At 44.8% G+C, this 14,878-nt stretch carries 13 protein-coding genes; 8 read left to right on the top strand and 5 right to left on the bottom strand.

Features of this window, described 5'->3' with window-relative positions; translation table 11 throughout:
- Positions 1-43 precede the first annotated feature (43 nt).
- From ACLIIY_RS23140 to ACLIIY_RS23130, 3 genes are all read left to right on the top strand, one after another.
- On the top strand, positions 44-802 hold the full coding sequence (locus ACLIIY_RS23140; RefSeq protein ID WP_434528570.1) for a siderophore ferric iron reductase: 759 nt from the start codon (positions 44-46) through the stop codon (positions 800-802).
- A gap of 79 nt (positions 803-881) precedes the next feature.
- Positions 882-1,667 (top strand): ABC transporter ATP-binding protein, encoded by a 786-nt coding sequence (locus ACLIIY_RS23135; protein WP_434528569.1) that lies wholly within the window; start codon positions 882-884, stop codon positions 1,665-1,667.
- A gap of 264 nt (positions 1,668-1,931) precedes the next feature.
- Positions 1,932-3,752: a putative bifunctional diguanylate cyclase/phosphodiesterase gene (locus ACLIIY_RS23130; RefSeq protein ID WP_434528568.1), complete on the top strand. Its 1,821-nt coding sequence runs from the start codon at positions 1,932-1,934 to the stop codon at positions 3,750-3,752.
- Positions 3,753-3,786: 34 nt separating this feature from the next.
- Here the strand turns inward: ACLIIY_RS23130 and ACLIIY_RS23125 are convergent, their stop codons facing one another.
- Positions 3,787-5,073, bottom strand: coding sequence for a peptidoglycan DD-metalloendopeptidase family protein (locus ACLIIY_RS23125; RefSeq protein ID WP_038895479.1), 1,287 nt, complete (start codon positions 5,071-5,073; stop codon positions 3,787-3,789).
- Between the two features lie 123 nt (positions 5,074-5,196).
- Complete coding sequence (locus ACLIIY_RS23120) at positions 5,197-5,826, bottom strand: hypothetical protein (RefSeq protein ID WP_434528567.1); 630 nt, start codon at positions 5,824-5,826, stop codon at positions 5,197-5,199.
- Positions 5,827-5,975: 149 nt separating this feature from the next.
- On the opposite strand from ACLIIY_RS23120, the gene ACLIIY_RS23115 reads away from it, so the two are divergent.
- The 4 genes from ACLIIY_RS23115 (at position 5,976) to ACLIIY_RS23100 (ending at position 11,423) form a co-directional block, all read left to right on the top strand.
- On the top strand, positions 5,976-6,377 hold the full coding sequence (locus tag ACLIIY_RS23115) for a GFA family protein (RefSeq protein WP_005435541.1): 402 nt from the start codon (positions 5,976-5,978) through the stop codon (positions 6,375-6,377).
- Between the two features lie 199 nt (positions 6,378-6,576).
- A complete protein-coding gene (locus ACLIIY_RS23110; protein ID WP_434528566.1) occupies positions 6,577-7,248 on the top strand; it encodes a YoaK family protein in 672 nt (223 codons plus the stop codon).
- A 471-nt stretch (positions 7,249-7,719) separates the two neighbouring features.
- Positions 7,720-9,084 carry a YjiH family protein gene (locus ACLIIY_RS23105; RefSeq protein ID WP_005435537.1) on the top strand — a complete coding sequence of 455 codons (1,365 nt, stop codon included), beginning with the start codon at positions 7,720-7,722 and terminating at the stop codon, positions 9,082-9,084.
- A 467-nt stretch (positions 9,085-9,551) separates the two neighbouring features.
- Positions 9,552-11,423, top strand: coding sequence for a methyl-accepting chemotaxis protein (locus tag ACLIIY_RS23100; protein ID WP_005435536.1), 1,872 nt, complete (start codon positions 9,552-9,554; stop codon positions 11,421-11,423).
- An 82-nt stretch (positions 11,424-11,505) separates the two neighbouring features.
- Here ACLIIY_RS23100 and ACLIIY_RS23095 read toward each other — a convergent pair whose 3' ends face one another.
- The 3 genes from ACLIIY_RS23095 to ACLIIY_RS23085 form a co-directional block, all read right to left on the bottom strand.
- Positions 11,506-11,823, bottom strand: a complete 318-nt coding sequence (locus ACLIIY_RS23095) for a hypothetical protein (protein WP_434528565.1) — start codon at positions 11,821-11,823, stop codon at positions 11,506-11,508.
- Positions 11,824-12,058: 235 nt separating this feature from the next.
- The gene (locus ACLIIY_RS23090; protein WP_009706178.1) at positions 12,059-13,216 is read right to left on the bottom strand and encodes an amino acid permease; all 1,158 of its coding nucleotides are present in this window, start codon (positions 13,214-13,216) and stop codon (positions 12,059-12,061) included.
- A gap of 783 nt (positions 13,217-13,999) precedes the next feature.
- The gene (locus ACLIIY_RS23085) at positions 14,000-14,311 is read right to left on the bottom strand and encodes a hypothetical protein (RefSeq protein WP_409580646.1); all 312 of its coding nucleotides are present in this window, start codon (positions 14,309-14,311) and stop codon (positions 14,000-14,002) included.
- A gap of 140 nt (positions 14,312-14,451) precedes the next feature.
- Here ACLIIY_RS23085 and ACLIIY_RS23080 point away from each other — a divergent pair, with 140 nt between their 5' ends.
- Positions 14,452-14,799, top strand: coding sequence for a helix-turn-helix domain-containing protein (locus ACLIIY_RS23080; RefSeq protein ID WP_009706181.1), 348 nt, complete (start codon positions 14,452-14,454; stop codon positions 14,797-14,799).
- The last annotated feature ends 79 nt before the right edge of the window (positions 14,800-14,878 follow it).

Here is a 14,878-nt window from a genome sequence, read left to right as displayed (position 1 = left end):
GTTCGCTATGATAACGCAATTAATTCTCATTTAATGGTTTAAGATGCTTTCCCAGCTGCACAATGTTTTCACTCGTCGGAGAGCCCCTTCTCTACACCAAAAAATCTTCGCTTACTCTAAACAAATTACGCCTTATCTTAGTGGAAGTTATGGTTCTCTGAGCAGCAAAAGTATCGCTATTACGAATGATAATAGCCATGTCGAAATCAAGCGCGTATACGATGGCCTTGCAAAGAGTCAACCTGAAGCGGGTAAAGCCTACTGGTTAACACGAACTTGGGACCTAGTATGCTGGCAACCTGTCTATGTCACTTTTGTTTCAATATACGGCCTTCATTCGCTGCCCGATATCAAGAATATTGGTCAATTTAGGTACAAAGAGTTCGTCACAGGGTACCGCTTCTTCAATGGTGACCATCAGCACGGCACACCAGAAGAGTTAATCCCACACGCTGGTAAAGCCATACTTGAACTCACTGAGTTTTTCCGCGTTCAGATTAGTGAGTGGACACGCATCCGCCCGGGCTTTACCAACCATTTACTCGCGGATCTATTATTGGGTTGTTTAATCAAACTGCAACAGCGCGAGCAAAGCCTGACCAATGAGTATATAACCGAGCAAGCGAAACTATGGTTAGCGGCATGCCAACTGCCAGATAGTCATTTAGACAGCCTCAAAATCGACGATACTTCGGGAATGCTTAAGCTCGTTAGGGTCAGCTGCTGCTTAGTCTATAAGTGTGACTCTGGGAAATATTGTGACGATTGTCCTAGGCATCCAGACAACAAGAAGAGCGCTTAACACCACCATCTAATTTCAAAGGCCAGTAAAGGTGCATTTGCTTTTATCAAGTGACTTTGTTGGTCGAGGCAGTACTGACATGTTTCAACTTTCAAACATCAAAATCGTTCGTGAAGAACGAACCATTCTCTCAATTGATGAGCTTTCCATTCCAACGAATGAACTCACCGTGATTCTTGGTCACAACGGTTCAGGAAAATCGACATTGGTAAACTTGCTCTCAGGACAAATGGCACCGGATCACGGAACGGTAGAGTTAAATGGGACTTCTCTCTCCTCCTTCAAAAGCAGAAACCTAGCCAAGAAGATCGCATATCTACCGCAAAAGCTCCCAGCTTCTGCTGGCTTAACGGTAGAGGAACTGGTTCGTCTCGGGCGTTTTCCTTGGCGAGGCACCTTTGGTCTTTGGAACTCAGAAGATCAATCTATTATCCAACAAGCGATGGAAAGAACGGGCGTTGCTGAATTCTCGCAGGCACTAGCGGACGATTTGTCCGGTGGTGAACGCCAGCGAGCTTGGGTATCAATGTTGCTTGCTCAGCAGTCACCAGTATTAATCCTCGATGAGCCAACATCAGCACTGGATGTTCATCACCAATTTCAACTGATGGGTTTGCTGTCTGAACTGAACAAAAAAGAAGATGTGGGTGTGATTGTCATTCTGCATGACTTGAACCTCGCATTGCGCTACGCGACACACATCGTTGCTTTAAAGAGAGGTCATATCGCATTTGAAGGTAACGCAGATAAGTTACTCGACGAACAAGCGTTGTCTGCACTGTATGAATCCCCTATCCGACTGATCGACCATCCTGTACCAGCCAACACCGCAGCAAGTGAGAAAGTCGCCGTCGTCTGTGAATAGCTTAGGAAACTCTCATAAAAGACGACATAGCGCAGTCTCTAGTATCTAGTCACTACCAAGGAGACTGCCACTTTTGTGAGAGGTTGATTCAGCCCTTGCTAACCCATTAGTTGAAAAATGCCTTTCTTAAGCAATCAGAGTTTGAAAAATCACGTGAAGTAAACAATAGTTAACGTGATGCATATCGATTAAATGAGAAAAGATCGTGTAACAAAACCAACATAAACACGATATGGCAAAACACAACGTCGGGTGAAATGTTCAATGGATCATGAACAAAACAGTATCCAATTGCTTGATGAGATTCTAAAACTTAACGGTAGTGCATTACTCGATAGAGTAACGCTGGAGCTCCATCAACAATTTCAAAGCTACTGCACATGTGTAGTCGAAATAGCGCACCTACAGCACTGTGCCGTAACCCTTTCCAATTCTAGTGGTGGCACCATTGCTGACAACATGAGTTACGGATTAGAAGGGACACCTTGCGAAAAGGTAGCACAAGACATCGGTGAGATTATTTTCTATCAAGATGAGGTCTACCGTCTCTACCCTAAAGATCAGCTATTCCAAGATGCTGGCATTCAAGCTTACATCGGCCTTCCACTGAAGACACACAATGGAGAAGTGCTTGGTATCTTACTTTCGACCTTTCCTCGCGCCATCAATGAGCGAGAGGCAAAGGAGATCATCTTCTATCACCGTTTCTTGTCCAACGTGATCATCCACAGCTTAAGAGAGAAGTGGATCAGTGAACGTTCAGACAAACTGCTTAACCAACTGAGTTATGAAGTCTCCCATGACAACCTCACTGGTTTGCTCAATCGCAGTTGTTTGGCAGACACGCTAGAAACACTCACACAACAAGCTACGCGCCCTTTTAGTCTCGCCTATTTGGATATCGATAATTTCAAATCGATTAACGACATTAACGGTAACTACATTGGCGACCAAATTATCAAATTCACCGCCAATGCGATTCAGCAAAGTTTAACTTCACCAAATAATGCGTTCCGTGTTGCAGGCGACGAGTTTGCCTTCATCACTTATGACGAAGACCCTGTCGCGGTTTGTCAGGAAATTTTAGATAAGATTGAAGCGGGTTACTCAGATAAATCCAACCGTATTTCCTTTACGGTCAGCATTGGTATTGCTCGTGCTCCTGTCCATATGCTCAACAGTGACGACCTGATTCTTAATGCAAGCCTAGCGCTCAAAGACTGTAAAAAGCACCGGGATACACGCATACAGCACTACGACACTCATTTAAGTGCGCTCTATCATCGTCAAACACAATTGATTGAAGCGCTACGCGAACAGCTGCGTTTGAGTATCGATGAAAACGAAGAGCTATACGTCGTCGTTCAACCGATTGTGGACATCACGAGTGACCGCTGGGATTACTTTGAAATCCTAGCGCGATGGAACAGCAGCGTTTACGGCAGTGTCTCTCCCGTAGAGTTTATTGAAGCAGCCGAACAATCTGGGTTGATCATAGAGCTAGGCGAACGGATTGTTGAACTGGCTTGCCGTGCGAAACAAGATCTTGAACGACAGCTTGGCTACAACGTGAAGCTTTCTATTAACTGTTCTGCACACGAACTGGTTGATTCAAACCGTTACATGAACTTTTTAACGCGTATTTTGGAGAAATACGACCACCAAGCGACTGACTTTGTTATTGAGCTCACCGAAACGGTTTTGTTGTCACAAAGTGGCCGCGAACAGATGGTTCTGAACTCACTTCGTTATCTCGGGTTTAAAGTTGCACTGGATGATTTCGGTACGGGTTATTCTAGTCTGAACTACATCCATAACTACCCTATTGACAGCATTAAAATTGATGCCACCTTTGTGAGAAATATGTTGGCGAACACCACGTCAGAACAAGTGGTGCTGCTCATTGCTCAATTAGCACAGCTGTTAGAAGTCGATTTGATTGCGGAAGGGGTTGAAGACGACAGAGCCTTACAGAAACTGATAGAGATGGGTTGTCATCACATTCAAGGCTACTTCTATTCGAGGCCACACAACGTCAATGAACTGATAAGTATCATCAACGAAAAACAAGTGAAAAGCGCATAAAAAAGACCAAACAATGTTTGGTCTTTTTTGTATTTTATAACACTGCTTTTTCTTTGTCTTTCAGCAGTTTGTCCATCTCGTCTCGGTTAGCGACAAAGCTCGCCATTTCCTTCTTAGGCACTGAGCTCGCCATAGGAATATTGGCACGCATTGCGTTCACCGGACGGCCGTACTCGATCAACTCATAGTGAAGGTGCGGACCTGTCACACGCCCTGTTTTACCAGATAGACCAATACGTTGACCACGAGAAACCTTTTGGCCTTTCTTCACGAGGATCTTGCTAAGGTGCAAGTAACGCGTTTTGTACTTGCTACCGTGCTCAATCACCACGTAGTTGCCCGCATATGGGTGTTTACGCGTCATGATAACAGTACCGTCACCGGTCGCTTCTACTGGTGTACCAATAGGCACAGCCCAATCCGTACCGTTGTGCGGTGCAACACGACCTGTTACTGGGTGAAGACGTGTCGGATTAAAGCCAGAGCTGATACGCCAGCTACGACTGACAGGATAACGTTGGAAGGCACGCTGTAGGCTCTCGCCTTTCGCGTTATAGAATTGACCATCGGTATGAAGGTAAGCGGTAACTTCACGACCACGGTTATAAATTTTGATTGCTTCTATTTCGTTCTTGCCAGTTGGCACACCATCAATGCTTTGAGATCGGCGAACCACTTCGAATCGGTCACCAGCACGTAAATCTTTACCGAAGTTCACTTGCTCTTTTAGGAGGTTAACTACTTGGCTGATTTCAGCTGAGCTCAAGCCTAAGCGATTTGCAGATGACGAGAAACTGCCTCGAATCACCCCAACCAATGGCTCTTGTTTCCACACACCTGGGATTGAGATGTCTGAGAAATCGTAGCTGCCATCGTCATTACGGTGGTAAACCACTTTATCGGCAATGGAGAACTGAAGCTCCATCTTTTGTAGCTCACCTGTCGATTCATCACGCCAAAAACGCAATGTGTTGCCAGGTTTCAGGGTATCAAGAGCAAGGAAGTTCAAATCCGTTTCCATCACTTTCATCAACGAGCTGTAGCCGAAGCCCAATTGGCTGAAAATGGTACTCAGGTTATCACCTGCTTGGATTTGGTATTCAAAATTGGGTGGAGTGACAACTTCTGCTGTTGTCGCATCAAGAATATTTTCGACAACCTGCGATTCTGGCAGGTTCAATGCGATGGTTTTGGTAAGGGAAGACTCTTTGAGAGAGTTGGAAACACCAATCGCAACTAATACTGGCAAGGAGTACAACAGTAGCGCTTTACGACTTGTCAGATTCGGCAACCGTCTTGTTGTAATTTCATTTGTAGACACGGGAATTACTATCTCCTTTATAACAAGGCTCATAGCTTATGCATTCCCGCATAAGAAATCACTATGAAATTACGAGATCTAGCGCAGAAAACACTTATTTTTTACAGAAGACAAAAAAATTCATTACTGTTGCATATGTAGGTTATTACCTACACGTTTAAGCGTCGCTGAATTCAATTGATTTGGTTGTTCTGCCATCGCTTGCTCTTCGCCATGTTGAAGATAAGAAAGCGAAATTTGCGTATCACTTTCCCACTTCAAAGAAGACATCTGAATTCGGTCACCAATGAAAACACTGTTCAATAGCACAACTCGGCTTGGCACTGCATCAAATTTAAACAACCCGATGTAATAAAACGCCCCTGAGCCTTGTGTGGTCACAATCACCGGCGCGACAATCCAAGGGGTTTCATTGATGTCGCGTTGAGCAATAAACTCGGTAGGAACCAGCACTTCACCTCTGGTGCCACCAGCGTCATATTGACCTTTCATGAAGCCGTTCTCTTTATCCCAATCTTCAAGAAATGTTACCGCTCCTTGTTCAGGAACTTGAACCGTCCACGGATTTCGTGACTGAATCCCCAGAACTTCGGCCACGATAGGATTAGATTGTGCCTGCGCTTGAGGAAACTTCGCCATAATTTCTTCATCGGACAGACTAAATCGATAAATGCCCGCAATGATCACCACGGCTAACAGGACGATAGGGATCAGTAGAATGAGAGGGATAGATAGGATTCTCTTACGAGCCATGAAGACTTCCTTGTGTTCTTGTTCTCTTAATTATGTTCGGAGTATATACCAATTCCCCCGTGAAGACCTCAACGCCTACTCGTTCGATTTGACTCAAGTGTTTCAAAATTAAACTAAACTGTTTGGTGGGCAACCAATAGGTAATAACGATGACAAAAATCACCCACACATGCGAGTGTGCCTGTGGCTTAGTCCAACTTCGTTGCACGGCGGAGCCCATTCGCACTTCTATCTGTCACTGCTTCGAATGCCAAAAGCGAACTGGCAGCGTGTTCGGCGTTCAAGCTCGATTCAACAAAGACCAAGTCATCCTCGATGGTGAGGTCACCAGTTACATTCGAATTGCTGATTCAGGCAATCAAGTTCAATACGAGTTTTGCCCTGCGTGCGGCACGACCATGCGCTTACTCTTGTCGGACGCACCAGATTACGCCGTGATTCCGATGGGTTTGTTTAACAATAAAGAATTTGCAGAACCAACGGTCTCTATTTACGAACAACGAAAACACGGCTGGGTAAGCTTTGATTGCACCATGGAACACATTGGTTAAGCACAAACAGCCCCAATCTGAAAAATTCTTAGCAGTCAGCCTATCTACTTTCGATATGCTTATTTACTCTCGATACGAACAAATCATTCAACAAAAGTTGAGACTTTATTGAGAATGATCAACCGCGTAATAGCAGAAGTACTTTCGTTCCGCGCCACGAGCGCTATAATCTGCTCCTAACATTTGGTGAGGTTTTATTGTGATTTCCAGACTTCCTCGTTGGGTGGAATATGGCGCGTTTTTGCTTGCTCTTCTCGCAGGCTGCGTCAATGCCGTGGGTCTTCTCGGCTTTCAACATCAAGCGATAACGCATCTTTCCGGAACCGTAACTCAGCTAGGGAACAGCTTACTAACAGGTGTGGACTCAACCATCCACCTGCTCTTTATTGTATTCAGCTTTTTAATTGGCTCTGCGTTTAGCGGATTCTTTATTGAAAGTAGCGCTCTTAAACTTGGCCGCCGTTACGGTGTTGCACTTTGTATTGAAGGCAGCTTGTTACTGCTGAGCTTAGGCTTTTTGGTACAAGGCAATGTATATGGTCAGTACCTCGCTTCTGCCGCATGTGGTTTGCAAAACGCGATGATCACGACCTTCAGTGGCGCTGTGGTACGAACGACGCACATGACCGGCATCATTACCGACCTAGGTATTATGATTGGAGAGAGCTTACGTGGCCGTCAATTTGACCGACGTAAAGCCAAACTGTTCATCTTTATCTTTTTAGGTTTCTTGTTCGGCGGTACTGCTGGTGCGGCTTTGTTTAACGTTTATGATCTGTATGCGTTGGCCTTCCCTGCGCTTCTGGCATTTGTTATTGCCATCGCATATTGGTGCTACTTGTACCTACTCAATCGCAATCAAACAGCCTAAATGTAATATGACGGTTTAAGCATTCGACTTAAGCCGTCACTCTTATACCCTCTCACCTATCTCTTTCTGCTTTAAACGAATCCCTTCGATTGCTCTGATTCAGCTATTTGTTCTTTAATCCCTTAAAAGTTGTGCAACTACTGGGAGAAAACACCGCTTTTGCCTTGAGATCCGAATCACATTTGCTAGGCTTTTTATTGCTTTGGTCACACTGTGCCGTTTAACAAGCTGCTCAGAGGGGCTTGCGTGCTACAATTTTCTAACACGAGCAACAAATTCATATACAAGATTCTGGTTTTGATTCAATTGACCGAAAAAACGGCTGAATAACTAGATGTATTTAATGAATAGTATTGCAAAGGATACAGTTTGCGGGTAATCTCCGCACACTGTGATTAAATACGGATGTTTAGTGAATATTTATGTCATGGAATATGGCGAGTATTGACTAGTAGTAACACGAGACAAAAAATGCATAACAACACCAATGCTGCTGAAGCGCCTAAGGGCAACTTTTGGATGTTCTTCATCCCATCCCTGATCGGTCTTCTACTTTTCATGGCTCCAATCTCTTACGATGGTGGCCTGACAATCCCTGTTGCGGTAATGGCAAAAGTCATTCCTGCGGTTCTTGGCGATACTTTAATTGCGATCGTGACCGCTATTGTTGCTTTCATGGCTATAGCTTCTGTTCTGTGCAAAATTTTCAAGCCAGCAGCAATCCTACGTAATGGTTTCTTGAACGGCCTATTTAATCCTTCTCCACTTTGGTTAATGGTTCGCCTAATTGGTGGCGCAGCTGTGCTGATGACTTTCTTCCAAGTAGGTCCAAAAGCGATTTGGGAAGAAAATACTGGTGGCCTTGTGCTTACTGGTCTTCTACCAACACTGTTTGCAGTATTTATTTTTGCAGGCCTATTACTGCCTCTACTGCTTAACTTCGGTCTACTAGAACTGTTCGGTGCACTTCTAAGTAAAGTAATGCGCCCTGTATTCAACCTTCCTGGCCGTAGCGCTATCGACTGTATGGCTTCTTGGTTAGGCGATGGTAGTGTTGGTATCCTGCTAACCAGTAAGCAGTATGAAAACAACTTCTATACGCAGCGCGAAGCAGCGGTTGTAGGCACGACGTTCTCTGCGGTATCTATTACGTTCAGCTTGGTGGTACTTGCTCAGGTTCAATTAGAGCACCTATTCCTGCCTTTCTACGGCGCAATCTGTTTGGCAGGTGTTATCGCGGCGATCATCATCCCTCGCCTTCCACCATTGAGCCTAAAGAAAGACCGCTACATGGATGGCAGTGAGCCTAAGAAAGACGCAGACGCAGTACCTGCAGGTCACACAACTTTCTCTTGGGGTATGGATCTCGCACTAAAACGTGCTGGTCAAGTCACGTCAGTACGCTCTGTATTTAAAGAAGGCGTACACAACGCAATCGACATGGTCTTTGGCGTACTGCCAGTGGTTATGGGTCTTGGTACTGTTGCGCTGATCATTGCTGAATACACATCGGTATTTGAAATCCTAGGTCAGCCATTTATCCCTTACCTAGAATTGCTACAAATCCCTGAAGCAGCGGCAGCATCTCAAACTATCGTCGTTGGCTTTGCGGACATGTTCATCCCAGCGATCCTAGCAGCATCAATCGACAACGAGATGACTCGCTTCGTGATTGCAGCTATGTCAGTTACTCAGCTTATCTACATGTCAGAAGTGGGCGCACTGCTACTAGGTAGTAAGATTCCAGTAAACATCGTAGAACTGTTCGTTATCTTCATTCTACGTACGCTGATTACGCTACCAGTTATTGCCGGTATAGCTCATTTGATTTTCTAAAATCATACATCTTACAAAGGCTCCGCTCTGTCGGGGCCTTTTTTGTATCTGCTGACTGGTTTTGTCTTTTCCCTTCTGTTTTGTCACATCACTCCTTATGCATTCAGCTTTCGAATAGCCTCACTTTAAACACATAAGTTATAAATATAACTTTAAATTCATTGGTTTAAATTGCAGAAAACCAACAACTCAGACTTGTTTCTATAAGGCTCAATGATACTATTCTTATGTTTTTAACAGTTTGATGACGAAGTTCAACAAATTAGATCAATCTCACAACTTTATAAAACAAGCGGCTTTTTGTTCTCGTTTCGCCAACAAAAGTCGTAATTAGCCTTCAGGTTTCTGATAAATCTGTCGATAACAAAAATAACAAACACAATAATGTGTTCACTTCTGCCGAATGTGCCCGACAAATAAGAGGCGCAAGCAGAGTAAACCAGCCGGGAGACTCGAGAGGGAAAAGTATGAAATTCAGACATAAGGTTGTCACCGCCTCTTCTATTTTATTGCTTGTGACTGTGGCATTGCTGTCGACACAACAAGTGATGACCATTCGTTCACAGATCGAAGAAAACATCGACACCAGCGTAAGTGAGATCCTATCCAGTGTGGGGAACACGGTAGAATCCGAAATGAACGCTAAAAAAGAACTCGCTCAATCCATGACCGAGATTCTGGAAATTAACCCAAGCGACCACGATTACGTGAAAGAAGTGCTAGAGAAGCCAATGCCAAAATCAAGCTTCTTGGCCATCGGTTATGCTTACGACAGCAACGGATTCGTGATTGAAAACGATGACGGTTGGGAAGCGGGCCCTGATTACGATCCTCGTGTTCGCCCTTGGTTTGTATCAGCAAAAGCAGAAAACAAACTTGTTGTCACCGATCCTTACGTGGATGTTTCTTCTAAGAAAGTGATCATCTCTATCGGTACACCAGTGCGTGAAGCTGGCCAGTTTTTAGCTGCCATGTTCTACGATATGGAGCTAACCACCCTTTCTGACTTGGTCAACCAAGTAAACCTATTCGATGCTGGCTACTTGTTCCTAGTGACTGCGGATGGCACAACCATTGCGCACCCAGAAGCAAAATACAACGGCGAGAAGCTATCAAGCTACCTACCGCAAGTATCACTAACGTCTGGCGCTCAGCACATCGAGATGAATGGCGACAAATATATGGTCAGCCTAACGCACATCGCAAGCGAGAACTGGTATGTGGGCGCGGTTGTGGACGAGAGCATTGCTTATGCTGCAGTAGGTAAGCTGCGTAATAGCGCAATCATCTACTCATTGATTGCTGTTATTGCCTCTATCATCGCGCTGACTATCCTTATCCGTACCTTGATGCGCCCTCTTGATGAGCTAAACACAGCGATCCAAGCTGTAGCATCAGGCAAAGGCGATTTGACACAGCGTTTGGATACCAATACCGATCAAGAATTCTCTGAGCTCGCGAAAGGTTTTAATACCTTTATGGAGAACTTGCAGCATCAAATCATCGAATCGAAGAGCATTTCTGATCAGATCCTAAGTGGTACGCAAATCACCGCTGAAGGCGCTCGTGATTCGGCTTCTGCGATTCAAACTCAGCTGCAAGAACTTGAACAGCTCGCAACCGCAATGCACGAGATGTCAGTGACTGCGACAGAAGTTGCGAACAACGCACAAGGCGCAGCAAGTGCAGCGAAAGAAGCAGACGATGCAACGGTGCAAGGTTCTTCTATCGTGAATGAATCTACAGAGACGATTAACCTGCTTTCAGACAGCATCGATCAAGCAGTCGAGGAAGTGCAAGGTCTTGAGTCAGCGACGGCAAATATCGAAACGATTCTAAAAGTAATCAACGACATCGCAGACCAAACCAACCTACTGGCGTTGAACGCAGCAATCGAGGCAGCACGTGCTGGTGAGTCTGGTCGCGGCTTTGCAGTCGTAGCGGATGAAGTTCGTACTCTGGCGCAACGTACTCAAGAATCCACGACCGAAATCCGTAGCATGATTGAACAGCTTCAATCTGGTGCCTCTTCTGTGGCTAGCGCTATGCACCAAAGCAAAGGCAGCGCAGTAGAAGCGGTAGAGAAAGCAGAACACGCTAATGACGCCCTGCAACGTATTCGCGATGCGATCCAACGTATCTCTGACATGAACTTGCAGATTGCGTCAGCAGCAGAAGAACAAAGCTTGGTAGCGGAAGAAATCAACAACAACACGGTTAACATTAAAGATCTGTCGACCCAAGTTGCTGATTCAGCGAACCGCACCAACGACGCAATGCAAGCACAGCATGAAGACGTTCGTAAGCAAGACGAGATCCTAAACCGCTTTACGGTCTAACTTCTCCTCTTTAACCCAGAACAAACTTCATCAGCCAACAAGCAAAACAGCGAGCCAAAGTGCTCGCTGTTTTTTTGTTTGCTTACAAGACCACATGTATATAGCGATCTTTTGAGCGCTTGTAATAAAAGTCATCCACTTTTAGGTAGGTAAAATTGCCAATCTGAATATAGGTGCTACGTGGTGGAATGTGTTTGTAATGGTAGTAGTGATGCTTCGGTCGCTTGTGCTTCACCACCACAACCTTTTTGTGCTTATGCTTGTGCTTATGATGATGGTGGTGATGCCCGTGATGATGTCCGTGTTTGTGGTGATGTTTAGGGTGTGCGATTACTTCAGCACTGAACATCCCCAAAGAAAGCATCATTCCAACGACTATGAAAGAAAATCGCTTCGACACTCGGTTCCCCTTTACTTTATAACTTGTTAGTCATCATAAAGAGAGTGGTCGCAATCCATGTCAGCCTCTAGCGAGACAGTTTCACCTCAAGGTCAAATATCATCACGATTTATCAGGCAACGGTCAGGCCATACACGCCGCTGATGCAGCACTAACAATTCTGCTCAAAAAAGCCGCTTGCCCAGTTATGGACAAGCGGCTTTCTAGATTCAATTTGTGTGTTCGTAGAGTCGATTTAGACCGCTTGAGCGAACAGCAAGAAACAACCGAATAGGAAGATCATGCTCATACCCATCGCACCGCCACCAGCTTCGTACACACTGTTGTCTTCTACAGGTACACGACGCACTTTCATGGTCATCGATAGTGGAACAAACACCGCTAGGAATACAAGGATGATGCCTGCGTAGCTAAGGATCGCTAAGAAGTGCTCTGGAGCAAATACCGCGCCAAGCAATGGCAGAATAAACGTCGTCACGAATACCACTGGCTTACTTGCTTTTAGAAGGTCAGCATTTTGGTCGTAAAGCGCCATTGCTACACCCAAGAAAGACGTCAGCAGTGCCAAACCAGTAAACATAGACAGAATGAACTCAAGACCTGTGTACTGCTGACCAAGAACAGAGATCAACTCCGACACGTTTGAGAATTGGATAAGTTCGTGTGGTGGCAAGTTACCTACTACTGCAAACAACCACAGTAGGTAACACACAAGAGGAATCGTCGAGCCAACAATGATCATGTTGCGCAGTTGGGTTTTGCTCGCTTCTTTGTTGTAAGTCACCAAAGAAGGAATCACGACCATGAAGCCAAAGCTTGTGAACAGAACTGAGCTTTGTTTGATCAGTGCCATTTTGTCTGCGTTCACGACTTCACTTAGACCTTCAAACGATACGTTCGGCGCAAGAGAAAATAGCGTAAGGACAAGCGCGACAATCATACCGATGAATAAGCCACGGTTTAGCTTATCAACCACACCGGTACCCGCCGATACGATTAGACCAACCAAAACGGTAAAGCCAACTTGGCTAGAGATAGTAGAAAGTGGTAGGCCCATTGACGCCGTCACTTTTTGTACCAAGTCACCAGCACCGATGATGTACGCCATTAAAAGACAGACAAGCAGCGCGTACAAAAGACCGTTAGTAACAAACTGACCACCTTTACCAAGAGTTTCACGAGCAATCGCGTTCATGCTAACGCCACCACCTACTTTACAGCTTGCTTCCAATAGAAGAAGTGCGGCGTAAGTTGTACCCGCCCAGATGAACAGCATAAGAAGAGTGCCCCAAAGGAGGCCGAATTGAGCAAGCACCATTGGTATAGCAAGCATACCAGCGCCAAGAGCAGTACCTGCAACGATCAGGGAGCTGCCGACAAGTTTTAGGTTCACGGTTAATACCTCTAAATTTAATCCGTTTTGTTTTGACTTATCGTACTTTGGTTCGAAGCACGATCTACGGAAACGCCCTACTTTGCAGCCTATGAATTCGATGCTATACAGCAATTCAGGATGCAAGAAGCCTTGACTCAAGACGGATCTATCCTGTCTGAGTACATTGGGGATGTAGGGAATCATTTCCGGGCAGAGTTCGATTAACGGAATGTCTCACTTTGGGTTCGAAGCAAAATCAGCGCATCCATTTTCGTCAATCCCATTCTCTGCTGAATGGATTTGGTTCGAAAGGATTGTAAGGCATAAATAGGACGATTGAAAAGCAAAAGCTCCATCTTATAGCCATATATTTTAACAACTATCAGTTGATGCAACAGATATGTTGTAAAACCGCCGATTATTTAGCCTTTTGTTGTTATAAAGCTTAAGAAGTGAGCTTTGGTGCTCAATTTTTGAGGTGTACATGAAAATGTACACTTTGTTGAGAGGTGTTAGAAACCTGGAACATAGCCTAGATTCAGCAATATCGTTATTATTCGCTCCGTACCGACACGTTTCGGTTCACATACCTCTAAACACTGATTTACGGTTCGAAAATATAGGTAAATGAGTGTTCCGAATGCTGGGTTTGGTTCCCCAGCATTTGCATCCTTTCTTTAAATTCCTTCAGTGCTTTTATTTCACACAATTTGCTTTGTGGGATTTCGCTCGTTCATGTTGTTACAGCTCTCCATACTTTACAGTTATCCATGCTTTACAACGAGCAACGCTTTCAACCGATCACATTTCCTTATCTAGTGCGTCAATGATGTAAGTGAGTGCTGCAACACCCATATCTGCCACTGATCGCTCTATCAGGCTCAAATTCTCATAGGTTTGATTCAGCTCAGTCTGGTCAAGATCACATCGATGCAAAAACAGCTCTTTATACTTCATCAACCTTTTCTGTGATTCTCTGGTTAACCATGTCATATCCAAGCGACTATCACGGCTGCGATTGCGAATTTCATCAAGCAATTGTTCTAAAACGCGTTGCATTTTGCGAATATTTACTTCACCAGAAATTGATTTATAAAGCTGATATTTTTCCATTTTCTGAAACTGACTGAAATTTAGTAATTTTTTTGTGGAACGTCATTCTTATCGCTATATCAACTTGGGTAAATACGAGGTGGTTAAACTGGTCCGGATATTGCGTGCTTCAGGACAAAACTGTCCTTTAAGGAGCGCCTATGCATGTAGACCCACTGATTGAAGTACTGATTGCTCGACGCAAAGAGAGAGGTATGTCGCGTGAGCAAATGGCGAAAGTCGCAGGGATGAGCGAAAAGACTTACCAAAGAATTGAGAGAGGCGAATCGGATTTAAAACTCTCCCAATATCGCTCCATTCTGCGGGCTCTAAACCTAACAGATTTGGATGTCGCTCTCGATGCTAGAGGGGTTGGTAACATCTCTGCAAGCGATGTTGCCTCAGCAGCGAGATTACTGTCACCAGAGGCACAATCCATGCTGACTAAGCTGATCTTCTTGGTGTTAGAACAGAAAGCGAACGAAAGCAAAAGCTCAACGAGAACATAAAGTCGTGCCCTAGACTCCTCAGTCAAACAAAGCTATGGTGAGCTAAACTTAAAGATTAGAGCTTCGGTACTCCAACCAT

The organism is Vibrio sp. K4, from assembly GCF_051122595.1.
Taxonomy (GTDB): Bacteria; Pseudomonadota; Gammaproteobacteria; order Enterobacterales; family Vibrionaceae; genus Vibrio; species Vibrio owensii.
The sequence above is the reverse complement of the archived record's forward strand: the minus strand, read 5'-3'. Positions and strand labels throughout refer to the sequence as shown.